At 38.8% G+C, this 16,199-nt stretch carries 5 protein-coding genes and 1 pseudogene; 2 read left to right on the forward strand and 4 right to left on the reverse strand.

Features of this window, described 5'->3' with window-relative positions; translation table 11 throughout:
- Positions 1 to 295: 295 nt before the first annotated feature.
- A complete protein-coding gene (locus HGR01_RS01420; RefSeq protein ID WP_045869965.1) occupies positions 296 to 970 on the forward strand; it encodes an ABC transporter ATP-binding protein in 675 nt (224 codons plus the stop codon).
- Positions 971 to 1,213: 243 nt separating this feature from the next.
- A complete protein-coding gene (rsmG, locus tag HGR01_RS01425) occupies positions 1,214 to 1,951 on the forward strand; it encodes a 16S rRNA (guanine(527)-N(7))-methyltransferase RsmG (protein ID WP_045869966.1) in 738 nt (245 codons plus the stop codon).
- 193 nt (positions 1,952 to 2,144) lie between these two features.
- On the opposite strand, the gene HGR01_RS41890 is transcribed toward rsmG, so the two are convergent.
- From HGR01_RS41890 to HGR01_RS01440, 4 genes and pseudogenes are all read right to left on the reverse strand, one after another.
- Positions 2,145 to 2,711 (reverse strand): hypothetical protein, encoded by a 567-nt coding sequence (locus HGR01_RS41890; RefSeq protein WP_052335160.1) that lies wholly within the window; start codon positions 2,709 to 2,711, stop codon positions 2,145 to 2,147.
- A 178-nt stretch (positions 2,712 to 2,889) separates the two neighbouring features.
- Positions 2,890 to 4,768: pseudogene (locus HGR01_RS01430) on the reverse strand (ATP-binding protein); the annotation flags it as partial.
- 74 nt (positions 4,769 to 4,842) lie between these two features.
- Positions 4,843 to 10,638, reverse strand: a complete 5,796-nt coding sequence (locus HGR01_RS01435; protein ID WP_045869967.1) for an ATP-binding sensor histidine kinase — start codon at positions 10,636 to 10,638, stop codon at positions 4,843 to 4,845.
- A 76-nt stretch (positions 10,639 to 10,714) separates the two neighbouring features.
- Positions 10,715 to 16,132: an ATP-binding sensor histidine kinase gene (locus HGR01_RS01440; RefSeq protein WP_045869968.1), complete on the reverse strand. Its 5,418-nt coding sequence runs from the start codon at positions 16,130 to 16,132 to the stop codon at positions 10,715 to 10,717.
- Positions 16,133 to 16,199: the final 67 nt, after the last annotated feature.

Consider the following 16,199-nt stretch of genomic DNA (forward strand, 5'->3'; position numbering starts at 1 on the left):
TTTTCTACATAGTTCGACCTCTCTAATTTTTGCAGGTTCCCATCAAGCTTGTAGCCATTCTTCAGGGGGAAGTTTGCCACAATGGAGAAAAGTAGAAGGTTGGCTTTTGTTTTAGTGTTAAAACTTGAGCTAGATAGGCTTGTAACTCCTAGTTACAAGTACATGACTCTAGCAGTGAAATTAGGTTTTTAGGCAGGTTATGCGTTATGAATGTTTTGGGAAATTTTTAATTGCTCTGCGTGTAGTTAAGCGTCATCGATTCAGTTATTCGCCAACTTTTTGGTAATCTTAACAAATGCTCTATCTTAGAAATCTGGTTTATCACCCAACAGCCAGCCCCACAGCGATTCTCAAAGGAATTAACTTGGAATTAGCACCGCAACAGCTGGGTTTGATTATTGGCCCTAGCGGTTCTGGTAAAAGTACTTTATTGGAAATTTTATCTGGACTAGCTGAACCTACATCCGGCGCAGTGTTCTGGCGCGAACAAGAACTGATTTCCGAACAGCTACAACAATTAGCTGGGTTAGTATTTCAGTTCCCAGAACGGCACTTCTGCGGCGGTACAATTTTAGAAGAATTACGCTTAGGGCATCCAGAACTAGGGTCAGAGCGAGTTAGGCAAGCATTAAGCGAAGTAGGATTAGAGCATTTATCACTATCAGCATCACCCCATGCATTGAGTGGTGGACAACAGCGACGTTTAGCTTTGGCGGTACAGTTAATTCGCCAGCCAAATTTATTATTATTAGACGAACCAACAGCCGGGTTAGACTGGTCAATGCGTCGGCAGTTAGTCAGTTTATTGGCAAAGCTGAAGAAAGATTGGACATTGTTTGTCGTTACACACGACGCTGGAGATATGTTAGCGATCGCAGATTCCTGTTGGACACTCAACCACGGTGAACTCAAATCTGTCGATCCCGAGGTATTGAAAGCTAAAGTTCAAGAACCCCAGCCGGCGGTGTGATTGGGGACTGGGTACTGGGGACTGGGGAACTCGGGGCCCCCTCTGGGGATAAGGGGTAATGGGGACTGGGAGATGAGGGGGATGAGGAAGATGAGGGAGATGAGGGAGCAGGGGTGTAGGGGAGAATAGCCATTACTCATGACTCATGACTCATGACTCACTACTCATGACTCACTACTCATTACCAATTACCCATGCCCAATGCCCAATGCCCAATGCCTAATGACAAATGACAAATGACAAATGACTAACATATTGCCTGAAATGGCAGAAATCTGGCAAAAAACTCTCAATTGGCAACCAAATACTCAACAGCAGTTACAATTCCAGCAGCTTTATGAATTAATTCTGGAAGGGAACAGTCAGTTTAATTTAACTCGCATTACTGAACCTGAAGAATTTTGGGAGAAGCATCTTTGGGATTCGCTGCGGGGAATTGCGCCACAGCAGCAATTTATTGATTCTCTAGCAGCGGGTGCATCTGTGATTGATATTGGTACGGGTGCTGGTTTTCCAGGGATTCCTATCGCGATCGCATCTGCTAATTGTAAAATTACGCTGCTCGATTCAACTCGCAAAAAAGTTACTTTTATTGAAAAAATCTTGACTACACTGGGTTTGAGTAATATCAAAACTCTTGTCGGTAGAGTTGAAGAAATCGGCCAGCAACGCCAGCATCGACAAAGTTATGATGTGGCGACAATCCGCGCTGTTGGATCTGCTTCTGTCTGTGCAGAATATGCCCTACCATTACTGAAGGTTGGAGGTTTAGCAGTTATTTACCGAGGGAATTGGACTGAAGAAGAAACAACAGATCTGCAAAATGCTGTTGCTCAGTTAGGTGGGATAATTGCAGCGATAGAACAATTTACTACTCCTCTGAGTGACAGTATTCGTCACTGTTTATACCTGCGTAAGGTAGCAGCTACGCCAGCTAACTTTCCCCGTGCTGTGGGTATACCAACTCAAAAACCGCTTTAGGTCAGTACTTTACATGGTAAGCCTTGATGGGGCTTTAAATCCCCATCACAAGCAATTTCTTTGCCTTTTTCCCCGTTGTTAATCAAATATAAGTCCTATATAACAATCCTATTTCAGTTGTGAAAAATATCGGTTTTGGCTGTTGACTGTTGACTGTCAACGGTTAACAGTCAACAACCATGCATGTAATATTTCACAAATCATTTAGGATTGCTATATATCCGGCGTATTCCAGGTTGCCAACCTCTAGCCCCAGTGTGTAACCTTCACGCAAGAGGGTTAATGTTTCTTTGAGGTGAGATGTACGGTGGAGAATAAAACAACCTAGTAGAAAAAAGACTTCTGGTTTAGTTGTTTTATCATCAAATTTTGATACCACATTCAATGACAATTGCCCAAATTGTGCCGCCAAATCTATATTTTGTTGCATATTACAAACAACCAAACTATAGCAAGCATAGTTAGTTGCAGAAATAGATATATTGCCGTATTGGAGGAATAATTTGACTAAAAAAGTAGCTAGTAATGGATATAAAGGAGATCCACTAGTGAACGCTGCTGACATAATGCTGCTAGCAATCTGGGCAATGGCAATTTTGTTTGCATCTGTCATCACCTGGAGGTTCACAAAATCTGCAACTTGGCGATCGCCAATCAGGTCAATAATTTCTTGAATTGACTGTTGAATATCTGCTGGTGTGGGTGATTCGTTGATTTGTGCACCCAAATTTTGCAGAAGCTCAATCCCAATTTCCAGCACTTCAATGAGTTGGCGATGGGAAGTTTTGGCTTGAATTCTAAAACGGTAAACATTAACTTTCTCTAGTAAAGAATGTGTCTATTGGATCACAGTATCAATCAACTGTTCCATCACCTCAAACTCACCACTCAGCATGGCGAATTCCACTGCTATTTCATGGTATGCAAGACTCATTTCATACTGCTGCTGCCAGTTTGATGATTTCTTGTGTTGATGACGGCAGTTTCCGTAATTGCAAGCTCATAAAAGCCACAACATCATCTGTCACCGCTTGCATTGTTACTTGGGAAATATCACATTGCCAACAGCCTAAGCCAAAATCAAATTGAATCAGTCCATCTTGATATAATGTTTTAATAAATTGGCTAGTAAAAAATGGATTACCTGCTGTTTTTTGATAGATTAATACAGAAATATTCCATGCTACTTCTTCTGGACATTTAAGTGTGTCAGCTACTAATTTATTTACTTGTACATTACTTAATGGTGCTAAAGTAATTGTGTTAATTGTGGCTTGCGTCTTTTGAATTTCACTCAATGTCATCAATAATGGATGTCCGTGACTGACTTCGTTATCACGGTAGGCTCCAATAATGAAAAGATGCTTGGTATCAGCCATTAATAGCTGCATTAACTTAAGTGATGCAGAATCAGCCCACTGTAAGTCATCCAAAAACATCACTAAGGGATGTTCTTTGCTGGTAAAGACTTGGGTGAATTTTTGAAATAATAAATTAAAGCGATTTTGGGCGGCTGTTCCTGATAGTTCTGTAGCTGGGGGTTGTATACCAATAATGTTTTCTAGTTCGGGAATTACTTCAATAATGACTTGTCCATTGTCTCCAACAGCCTCTAATATTTTATTTCGCCATTGCTGAATTTGTACATCACTTTCAGTCAATAATTGCCCCATTAAATCGCGGAATGCTTGGACAAAGGCACTGAAAGGAATATTCCTTTGAAACTGGTCATATTTACCTTTAATAAAATAGCCGCGCTGTCTGACAATGGGTTTATGCACTTCGTTGACGACGGCGGTTTTCCCAATTCCCGAAAAGCCAGCCACCAGAATCATTTCGGTTACACCCTGACTTACTCTCTCAAATGCTTCTAGTAGGGTTTTAACTTCCTTGTCTCTGCCATACAGTTTATCGGGAATGATGAAGCGATCGCACACATCCCGACTCGCAATTTCAAAGTCTCTAATCTCACCAGTTTCTCTGAGATGAAAGAGACATTCTTCTAAATCAAATTTTAATCCCAAGGCACTTTGATATCTATCTTCAGCATTTTTCGCCATCAACTTGCTGACAATTTTTGAGATAGCAGTAGGGATGTGCGGATTAATTGTATGTATTAATGGCAGAATTTTCGCAAGATGGGAATGTACCAATTCCATTGGGTCATTTGATGCAAATGGTAATTCTCCTGTGAGCAATTCATAAAAAGTTACACCCAAGGAATAAAAATCTGTGCGATAGTCAATACCCCGATTCATTCTCCCGGTTTGTTCTGGAGAAATGTAAGCGAGTGTCCCTTCTAAAACGTTGGGGTTAACTAGGGTTTGGGTTTCTCTGGGTAATAGTGATGCGATACTAAAGTCGATTAATTTAACTTGTTTGGTTTGGGGGTTAATTAAGATAGCTGGGTTTGATATCTTTATGAATAATTCGCTCATGGTAGAGTAAGTCGAGGATGTCACAGAGTGCGATCGCTAAAACTAAAAACTCCTCTAAAGATGTAACACTCTGATTTTTTGTAAAATAATCCTTGAGAGAAATTCCCCCAAAGTCTTCCATAACTAACATATAGCCATTTTGCAAAGCTTCCAGGCTATAGGTTTGGATAATTAGAGGTGAGTGGAGATTTTTACCAATGGTGTATTGATTACGAAATAGTAACAATTCGCTAAAGCTGGGATAGGGATTTTTTAGTAGTTTTATGACTACTGCTACTGAGTCGCTTTCCCGAACTGCGCGATAAACTATTGTTCTCGAACCATTGTAAATTTTTTCACTAATGCGATATCCAGGAATACTGACAAGAGTGCTAACCATATTACGCTCATTTGTTATTTTCTCAATCTAGTATTCCCAGATAGACGAATTTATTTATAAATTGAATGTACAATTTACACAGGGATTTCAATAATAAATGCAGTACCTTTACTGAGGGTAGATTGGCAAGACAACTTCCCACCGTGGGTTTCTTCGACAATTTTTTTAGCTATAGCCAGCCCTAAGCCTGTACCTTTACCGACAGCTTTAGTAGTAAATAAATGGTCAAAGATTTTGTGTTTTACTTCTTCGCTCATCCCCTTACCATTATCTGCAATTGAAATTTTGACGTATTTATCTACTATTGATGTGGTAATTGTAATGGAGTTAGAATTAACTTTAATGTCCTCAAAACTCCGTCCGTGATTCGATTCATCTAAAGCATCAATGGCATTGGCAAGAATATTCATAAATACCTGATTTAATTGCCCAGGAAAACATTCAACTTGGGGTAAATCACCATACTCAGTCAAGACTTTTATCGCTGGACGTTGTTCATTAGCTTTGAGACGATGTTTGAGAATTAAAATTGTACTGTCGATGCCTTCATGAATATTAAACAGGACTTTGTAATCTTTATCTGCCCTTGAGAAAGTACGAAGACTGGTGCTGATATTTTTTAGGCGATCGCAAGCCATGACCATTGCATCAAGCATCTGAGGTAAATCTTCTAAGCTATAATCTAAATCAATTTCCTGAGCATGGTTTCTAATTTTATCACTGGGATTTGGTAGAGTTTCTTGATATAGTTGCAGATGTTGGACAATATCTGTCAACGCAGGTTTAGTTTGTTGTAGTGTGGCATAAATAAAACCCAGAGGATTATTCATTTCATGAGCAACCCCCGCAACAAGATTACCCAATGCAGACATTTTTTCACTTTGGACAATTTGTAAATTTGCTTGTTGTAAATTCTGCAAAGCTTTAGTTAATTCTTGTGACTTTTGGAGAATTTCAGCTTCGGCTTGCTTGCGTTCACTAATATCTTTAGTAAACACAAAATTGTATTCCTTGTCTTTAAATTTTACATAGTTAACAGTGACTTCAACAGGATAAATATTGCCAGATTTATGGCGATGGTAGCTTTCAATAGTAAACGAACCTTGTTGACAAATATCTTGCCAATGCTCCGGCCATGATTCTTTCGGAAAAACAGGATCGAAGTCAAAAATGTATTTACTAATCATCTCTTCTTTACGATATCCCAAACCTTTGCAAGTAGCATCATTTACATAAAAAATCCGACCATCTGGCTCAATCCACCAGACAGAAACATTTGTTTGATCAATTGAAATTTGATTGAGTAATGCTTTTTCCATCGCTTCTTGCATTTGTTGGTAAAGCCGAGCATTTTCTAATGCTATGGCTGCTTGAGCAGAAAGTATCTGAATAACTTGTAAACGTTCTTTAGTAAATACTCCTGCTGCTGCACGACTTTCAAGATAGAGTATGCCTACCAAATTACCTTGATTAATAATGGGTGTACATAAGACACTCTGGGGTTGATATGTGAGCATATATTCTGCAATTAGCCCAGGGAAATCTGTTTGGCAATTATCTATAACGATTGTTTGTTGAGTATTTTTGACATAATTAATCATCTTGACAGGGACATCTCGACAATCATCAAGTAATTGTGTGGCAATTGTTGTTTGTAGAGAATTTATTTGCTCATTAATTGAGGTAATGGCACGAATTTGTAAAACATCATCCTGATTGAGAATTAATGCAGACTTATCAGCCCCAGAATTTTGGAGAATAATTTGGGTGAGGTTAGTAATTAACTCATCTAATTCGATTTTGCTAGAAATAGTTTGAGCTGCTTTGAGTATACTGTTAAAATCTAGGACATCGGCAATACTAGTACCAGTTTTGTCACTTTGATCAGATACAAATTTTACAGGAAGGGTAACAGAGGTAATAGTTTCCCAAGGATTAAGGTTAATCTGTCTTTGTTCGATGATCGTTTTGAGTAGCTGGGGATAACGTTTTTCTAAATCCTCTACTTTCGCTTTTGCTCCCCAATGACTATAACAATAATAAGCTTCCTGCATATACAAAAGGGCAAATTTTTCTCTACTCCAATCGAGATAAAATTTGGCAGCCAGTTCGTTAGCTAAAGCTTCATCCTGAATAAATTTGTTTTCTTTGGCTAAGAAAATAGCGCGATCGTAACATTCAATCGCCTCAATTTTGTTACCTAATACCCGGTAATGTTCGGCTGCAACTAATTCCCAGCGATGGCGATGATTACAAGCAGCCAAAGTTGCCCAATGTTGTAATTTGTCTTGATGTTGTTGTACTCGTAGCAAGATTGTCTGACGCTCTTTTGTGGATGCTGCTGCATACTGGGTTAATTGAATCAGCGCATCATAAAAAGAGTAAAGGGGAATGACAAACATTGCTACCCCACCGTCTATGTATTGGGCAGCTTGGGCAGATGACTCAATAGCTTCCGCTTCCTTCCCAAACAAATAATAGAGAAACATTTGGTTGAGGTGCGCCATCAGCAAAGCACTGCGTTGATTAGTCGCTTGCAGTTCGGGAAGAGATTTGTGCAAATCAAATATTGTCCCAATCAGGTGATATGGTACTTCTGCGCGTCCCAATAAATTGAATACAGTTTGTTGATAAATTTCTAGCCAATAGCCTGTTCCTGTTTGCTTGTATTGATGAATAGTATGAAGATAGGTATTCATCTTCTGGGCAAGTTCGGTTAATTCCTGCCCTGTGTGATAGCTGTAATAACAATATGCTGCTGCATTAAAACAAGCCGTTTCTACCTCTCCAGTTTCTAACCCACTGCTATAAGCTTCTTGCAATGGCAGTAAAATTTCAGCTAAGGGAGTTTTCCAATGTTTGATGAAGTGATAAACCACATACCAACTTCTCGATTTAAAGCGACTCAGTTGAATTCGCTCTAAGAGGCTCAAAGCTAACTCACCAAATAAATAACCGTTGTCAATATCGCCAACAATACCACACAGCACTAAGCCATAATCGACATAAGAAAATATAGAACTAGGGCAATTACCAGACTGGATAGATAATTCGATTTGCTTACCAATCATTAATGGCATGAAGTTAGGAGAACCCATATAAGCAGCAGGGACAAGAACTGTCAAAAGCTCCATCGCCGCTAACAGATGTGGATTGCTCATAGTTGGTAGATCGAGCAATTCTAGAGGTGATTTATCTGCCCAGAGCGATCGCGTTAGAGCAAAAGCCTGTCCAATATCTGCCTCATTGGGTTGTTCGGGAAATTCAATTCCCAAAGAGCGTAACACCTGTAATCCAATCTCAACGGCATATAAGAATTGCCCCTGAGCTTTAGCACCTAAAATCCTAGCTTGTTGGACTTTGATCGTATCCAGCAACGTATGAGCTTGTTGCAATACCACACTAGCCCACTGTTCCATCTGCTCAAAATCGGTTTTGACATAGCTGGCTTCCGCAATTTCTTCATACAGTGCCAGAGTCAGGGGATAATGACTTTCCCAAGCAGTTGCAGGTAACAGTTCTATCCCTATACCTAAATAGTTAATGGCTGCACTATGGGCGTTGGCTGTTTTAGCTTTGCGTCCCGCCGCAAGATTTAATTCAGCTAAATGTTCTCGCTCTGGAAGTGTGGTAACTAGAGCAATACCGAAATTTAAATGATTGACAATATCAAATAATCGTTCTTCCCTTTCGCTGGGGGGAGAATTTTGTAATAATAGTTGACCTATTTGCAGGTGAGTGCTTTGTTTTTCCTCATCAGCAATTAGTGAATAAGCTGCTTGTTGTACGCGGTCATGTAAAAATTTGTAGGTGACAGTTTCTTGATTTTCTAATGTCTGTGATTGGGTTGCTTGTCCGACATAAAACTTATAAACATCATTCACAGGTAAAATCAAACCTTCTTGTAATGCTTTCCACAAAGCAGATGCTGTTTCAATTTGAGATTGTTGTGAAACAATGGCTAAAGTATTTAAATCAAAGGAGTTGCCAATACAAGCGGCTAACTGCAATACAGATTGAGTTGATAAAGGTAGTTTTTGTAGTTGCAAACTCATAAAAGCAACCACATCATCTGTCACTGCTTGAGTTTTTACCTGGGCAATATCACATTGCCAACAGCCTAACTCAAAGTTAAATTGAATTAATCCATCTTCATGTAATGCTTTGAGAAACTGTGTGGCAAAAAATGGATTTCCTTTAGTCTTTTGATAGATTAATTCTGAAAGATGTTCTGCTAGTTCTTCTGCACACTTGAGTGTATCAGCCACTAACTGATTTACTTTTTTTTGAGTTAGTGCTGCTAAAGTAATTGTATTAATCTTGGCCTGTTTTTTTTGAATATCACTCAAAGTCAACATTAATGGATGTCCTGGTGGGACTTCGTTATCTCGGTATGCAGCAATTAATAATAGATGACTGGTATCAGTTATTAATAACTGCATTAACTTCAGTGATGCTGAATCTGCCCATTGCAAATCATCTAAAAACATCACTAAGGGATGTTCAACACTGGTAAATACTTGGGTAAATTTTTGAAATAATAAGTTAAAGCGATTTTCGGCCTCTGTTCCTGATAATTCTACTGCTGGGGGTTGTTCGCCAATAATTCTAGCTAGTTCGGGTATAACTTCAATGATTACTTGACCATTGTCACCCACAGCCTCTAATATTTTGTGTTTCCATTGCTGAATTTTAGCTTCACTTTCGGTTAATAATTGCCCCATTAAATCGCGGAATGCTTGCACAAATGCACTTAAAGGAATATTGCGATTAAATTGGTCGTATTTACCTTTAATAAAATAACCGCGTTGTCTAACAATTGGTTTATGCACTTCATTAACAACGGCTGTTTTTCCAATTCCCGAAAAACCAGCCACCAGCATCATTTCTGTTGTGCCTTGACTGACACGCTCAAAGGCTAGCAGTAAGGTTTGTACTTCCGTGTCTCGTCCATAGAGTTTATCAGGAATGATGAAGCGATCGCACACATCCCTAGTAGCAATTGCAAAGTCCTCTATCTCACCAGTTTCTTGGAGTTGCGATAAACAATTTTCTAAATCATATTTTAATCCCAATGCACTTTGATATCTATCTTCAGCATTTTTCGCCATCAATTTGCTGACAATTGCTGACAGTATAGAAGGAATTTGTGGGTTAATTTTATGTACTAATGGTGCTGTTTTGGCGATATGACAATGCACTAATTCCATCGGGTCACTAGATGCAAAGGGTAACTCCCCTGTGAGTAATTCATAAAGATTTACACCCAGTGAATAGAAGTCTGTTCGGTAATCAATTACTCGGTTCATTCTCCCTGTTTGTTCTGGAGAAATGTAAGCTAATGTTCCTTCTAAGACATTAGTTTTAATGAGGGTTTGGGTTTCTCTGGGTAGAAGAGAAGCAATACTAAAGTCAATTAATTTAATTTGTTTGGTTTCGGGATTGATTAAGATATTGCTGGGTTTAATATCTTTATGAATAATGCGCTCATGATAGAGTAAGTTGAGGGTGTCGCAGAGTGCGATCGCAATCGCTAAAAATTCCGCTAAAGATGGGAGACTCTGATTTTTAGTAAAATAATCCTTGAGAGAAATTCCGCCAAAGTCTTCCATGACTAACATATAGCCATTATTGATTGCGTCAAGGCTATAGGTTTGAATAATCAGGGGTGAGTTGAGATTTTTACCAATGGTGTATTGATTGCGAAATAATAAGAGTTCGCTAAAGCTGGGATAGGGATTTTTCAGCAGTTTAATGACTACTGGTACTGAGTCAGTTTCTCGAACTGCGCGATAAACTATTGTTCTCGAACCATTGTAGAGTTCTTCAATAATGCGATATCCGGGAATACTGACAAGAGTGCTAACCATAATTGCGCTTATTCTGATGATTTCTCAATCTAGTATTCCCAGATAGCTGAATTTATCTAAACGTGAAAGCTAAGATTTACACTGGTATTTCAATGATAAATTCAGTACCTTCACCGATAATAGATTGGCAAGATAACTGACCTCCGTGTTTTTCTTCGACAATTTGTTTAGCTATAACCAAACCTAAACCTGTGCCTTTACCGACAGCTTTAGTAGTAAATAAATGGTCAAAGATTTTGTGTTTTATTTCTTCGCTCATACCTTTACCATTATCTAAAATCGAGATTTTTACGTATTTATCTACTATCGATGTAGTAATTGTAATGGAGTTAGGATGAGCTTTAATTTCTTCAAGATTGCGTCCGTGATTCGATTCCTCTAATGCATCAATGGCATTAGCTAAAATATTCATAAATACCTGATTTAATTGCCCAGGAAAACATTCAATTTGTGGTAAATCACTGTAATTAGTAATTACCTCAATCGCGGGACATTGTTCGTTAGCTTTGAGACGATGTTTGAGAATTAAAATTGTGCTATTAATGCCTTCATGAAGATTAAATGGTACTTTATAGTCTCTATCAGCACGGGAAAAAGTCCGTAGAGAAGTGCTAATGTTTTTGAGCCGATCGCAAGCCATTGTCATGGAATCGAGCATTTTAGGCAAGTCTTCTAAGCTGTATTCCAAGTCAATTTCTGACTCGTGGTCGAGGATTTCTTCAGTTTTATCGCTTAGAGTTTGTTGATAGATTTTCAAATGTTCAATAATATCAGCAAAGGTGGGTTTAGCTTGTTTGAGAGTAGCAGCAAGAAAACCCAAAGGATTATTCATTTCGTGAGCGACACCAGCAACTAAGTTACCCAATGCAGACATTTTTTCACTTTGGACGATTTGTAATTGGGCTTGTTGTAAATTATGTAATGCTTGTTCTAATTCTTGGGCATATTCCTGAGAACGTTGATAAAGTTGGGCATTTTCTAGGGAAATTGCGGCTTGGGCGCAGATGAGGTTGAGTAGTTCGATGCGTTCGCCCTTGGCGTTGGCGGAGCCATCGCTCTTAAACGCCCCCGTCACTAAATTATTTTCTAGATATAAAATCCCCAGCAATTTACCTTGATTTAAAATCGGGCTGCACAAAACACTCTGAGGCTGCTGACGGATAATATAAGGATCGTTGGCGAAATTCATATCTGCGGTTGCATCCAACAATACTACAGTTTGTTGACTATGCTTGACTTTGTAAATGAGTTTGTGGGGAATATCCGGGCTGTCTGCAATGGCAAGACTTTGCAACACAATTGGCTCAGAACCCTGAGTAATTGAACCTTGAATTAGTAAATGATTGTCTTGCAAGAGCATTAACACACATTTATCAGCCCCGGCATTTTCAATCACGATGGAAAGCAATGATGACAGCAGTTTGTCTAGTTCGATTTCACCGGATATAGTTTGAGATGCTTTCAGAATTGCTGTTAAATCTAAGGTATCTGAGACACTGCTGCTAGAACTGGAAGAACTTGTGGATGTCACAGTCCCCAAGAGAAAGAGAGTTTCGTTCGCAGAAAAAGCCCCACGAGTTTGCTGTAATATAGGCGCGAGTAATTGGGGATGGCGTTGTTCTAAGTCGGCAACTTTGGCTTTTGTTCCCCAACGGGCATAGGCATAGTAAGCTTCTATCATATATTCTTGTGCTATGCGCTGTTTGTCCCAACTTAAGTAGAACTTTGCGGCGATTTCGTTAGCTAGTGCTTCTTCTTGGATGTATTCGTTGGCTTTTGCCCCAGAAATTGCCTGATCGTACAGTTCACCTGCTTCGGCTTTTTGTCCTAAAACACGACATTTTTCTGCCTCCACCAAATCAAATTTATGCTGGTGATTCATGGGTGCATAGTGCGCCCATAGCTGTAATTGAGTTTGATTTTTTTCCACCCGTTCTAATACTGTTGATACCTCATCTGAGAGTTGACTTAACTCTGCTATGGCAATCAAAGAATCATAAAAATAAAATACAGGTGTACCGACTGTTCCTCCAGCCGCCATTAAATAGTTCCTGCACTCCAGGGTATAGTTGTTAGCTTGCTCAAATTCCCCAAACAAAAAGCAAAGCATTAGCTTATACAAATAGAAGTAATACAACCCAAACAGGTCATTTGCAGATCGCAGCAGTGGCTGAAATTCTGTCTCTTGCAGTGCTGAACCAGATAAAATGGTAGGGTAATTCGCAAAGCCAAGCAAATTTAACACAGATTGCCAATAGATGCGGCAGTAATTGGCAGTTGTTAATTGGTTAGATTGCATCAAACCCTTGTAGTAATTTTGTGTATCCTGTTCTACAGTGGTAAGGGGCTGACCGCACCAAAAAGCATTCAGGCAGAAACAATGTCCAGCATTTCCAAGAAATTGCAGGTTTCCTACTTCTAGAGCAGTTGTATAGCTCTCGCTCAAGAGTGGTAACGTTTCTCTGATGTGAGATTTGCGGTGGAGAATAAACCCTCCCTGCAACATTAACACTTCAGGTTTAGTCACTTTGGCATCAAATTTTAAGACCATATCCAATGCTAACTGGCCAAATTCTGTCGCCAAATCTATATCTTGTAAAAGATTACAGATAACAATGCCATAGCCAGCATAGTATTTGGGTGAATCAGATATGTTTCCATAGGTCAGGGATAATTTAACTGAGAGGGCAGTCAATAATGGGAACAAGGGAGATCCACAGATGTAAGCTGCTGAAATAATGCTACTGGTAATCTGGAAAATAGCAATAATGTTATCATCTATCATCCTGGGGAGATGAATGAAATCTTTGATTTTCCTATCTCCAATCAGATTATTAATTTCTTGAATTGACTGTTGAATATCTTCTGGTGTAGATGATTCGTTGATTGTTATGCCCAACTTTTGTAGAAGCTCAATCCCAATTGCCAGTGCTTCAATAAGTTGATGCTGGGAAATTTTGGCTTGAATTCTCAAACAGTAAACACTAACTTGCTCTAGCAAAGAATGTGTCTGGTGGATGACAGCATCAATCAATTCTTCCATTACCTCAAAGTCACCGCATAACATTGCTACCTCCGCCGCTAGTTCATGGAAGGTGAGACTCATTTCATATTGCTGTTGCCAAGTCTGTTCTCCCAAAAAAGATAATCCCACTGTGGCATATTCACGGGCTGCTTTATAAGCGGTAGAATTTTTGGCTTTGCGACAGGCGATGAGGTTCAGTTGTGCTAGTTCTATTCGTTGTGTTTGTTCGCTAATTAAAGAAGTTCCATAATTTAATTGATTGACGATTTCAAAAATGCGTTCAACTCTTGCATCTGGATGAATCTGTTGCCGTAGCAGTTGACCAATTTGATAGTGAGTTTTCTGTTTTTGCTCATCAGGAATTAGGGAATAAGCAGCTTGTTGAATGCGATCGTGTAGAAATTTGTAGGCAACATTCTGTTGATTTGCTGAAGGAGGTAGTAGAGTTTCTTGCCCAACATAAAATTTATAAACATCACCAATTGGTACAATCAACCCTTCTTGTAATGCTTTCCATAAACAGGCTGCTGCTTCAATTTCCGATTGTTCGGAAACAATCGCTAAAGTTGCTAAATCAAAAGAATTGCCAATACAAGCTGCTAACTGCAATATTTCTTGAGTTGATGAGGGCAGTTTCCGCAATTGCAAACTCATAAAAGCCACAACATCATCTGTAACTGCTTGCATTGTCACTTGGTAAATATCACATTGCCAACAGCCCAATTCAAAATCAAAATAAATGATATTTTCCTGATATAATGCTTTAATAAACTGGGTAGCAAAAAACGGATTGCCTTGAGTTTTTTGAAATATTAATCCTGAAAGATTACCTGCGATATATTCTGAACATTTTAGTGTGTCAGCGACAAGGTAATTTACTTGTTTTTTACTCAAGGGCGCTAAAGTAATTTTATTAAAAATAGCTGATGTTTTTTGAATTTCACTCAATGTCAATAATAATGGATGTCCTGGATGAACTTCGTTATCACGATATGCACCAATAATGAAAAGATGACCTGTATCAGCCATTAATAGCTGCATTAACTTTAATGATGCTGAATCAGCCCATTGTAAATCATCGAGAAACATCACTAAAGGATGTTCTTTAGTTGTAAAGACTTGGGTGAATTTTTGAAATAATAAATTAAAGCGATTCTCGGCGGCTGTTCCTGATAATTCTTGAGATGGTGGCTGTGTGCCAATAATATTTTCTAATTCGGGAATTACTTCAACGATTACTTGTCCATTTTCACCAAGAGCATCTAATATTTTATGTTTCCATTGCTGAATTTGAATATCACTTTCAGTCAATAATTGCCCCATTAAATCACGAAAAGCTTGCACAAATGCAGAGAAGGGAATATTGCGGTTGAATTGGTCATATTTACCTTTGATAAAGTAGCCGCGTTGTCTCAGGATTGGTTTATGCACTTCGTTAACAACGGCTGTTTTCCCAATTCCTGAAAAACCCGCTACTAGCATCATTTCTGTTGCGCCTTGGCTGACTCTCTCAAATGCTTCTAGTAGAGTTTGAACTTCCGCTTCTCTACCATAAAGTTTGTCGGGAATGATGAAGCGATCGCACAAGTCACGCTGTGCAATTTCAAAGCTTGGAATTTCACCAGTTTCTCTTAGCTGATTGAGACATTTTTCTAAATCAAATTTCAATCCCCGCGCACTTTGATATCTATCTTCAGCATTTTTCGCCATCAATTTGTTGACAATTACTGATAATGCTGGTGGAATTTGTGAGTTAATTTCATGTACTAAAGGTGCAGTTTTAGCAATATGAGAATGTACTAACTCCATCGCATCATGAGATACAAAGGGTAACTCACCTATGAGTAATTCATAGAATGTCACACCCAGAGAATAAAAATCTGTGCGATAATCAATTCCCCGATTCATTCTCCCTGTTTGTTCGGGAGATATATAAGCGATTGTTCCTTCTAAAACATTGGGATTAACTAGGGTTTGAGTTTCTCTGGGTAGAAGAGAAGCAATACTAAAGTCAATTAATTTAACTTGTTTGGTGTCGGGGTTAATTAAGATATTGCTGGGTTTAATATCTTTATGAATAATGCGCTCGTGGTAGAGTAAGTCTAAGGTGTCGCAGAGTGCGATCGCTATTTCTAAAAACTCCTCTAAAGATGGGACACGCTGATTTTTACTGAAATAATCCTTGAGAGAAATCCCGCCAAAGTCTTCCATGACTAACATATAGCCGTTTTGAAACGGTTCTAGGCTATAGGTTTGAATAATCAGGGGTGAGTCGAGATTTTTGCCAATGGTGTATTGATTGCGAAATAACAACAGTTCGCTAAAGCTGGGATAAGGATTTTTTAGTAGTTTGATGACTACTGGTAGTGAGTCGCTTTCTCTAACTGCGCGATAAACTATTGTTCTTGAACCATTGTAGAGTTCTTCACTAATGCGATATCCAGGAATACTAACAAGGTTGCTTAACATATTGCGCTTATCTGATGATTTCTGGATCTAGTATTCCCAGATAGATAAATAAAGTTATGATTATAAT

Origin of the sequence: Tolypothrix sp. PCC 7712 (genome assembly GCF_025860405.1) — a bacterium.
GTDB lineage: Bacteria > Cyanobacteriota > Cyanobacteriia > Cyanobacteriales > Nostocaceae > Aulosira > Aulosira diplosiphon.

Coding starts and splice junctions, on each gene's coding strand:
- HGR01_RS01420 (WP_045869965.1), top strand. CDS start 296: ATGCTCTATCTTAGAAATCTGGTTTATCACCCAACAGCCAGCCCCACA.
- rsmG (WP_045869966.1), top strand. CDS start 1,214: ATGACTAACATATTGCCTGAAATGGCAGAAATCTGGCAAAAAACTCTC.
- HGR01_RS01440 (WP_045869968.1), bottom strand. CDS start 16,132: ATGTTAAGCAACCTTGTTAGTATTCCTGGATATCGCATTAGTGAAGAA.
- HGR01_RS01435 (WP_045869967.1), bottom strand. CDS start 10,638: ATGGTTAGCACTCTTGTCAGTATTCCCGGATATCGCATTATTGAAGAA.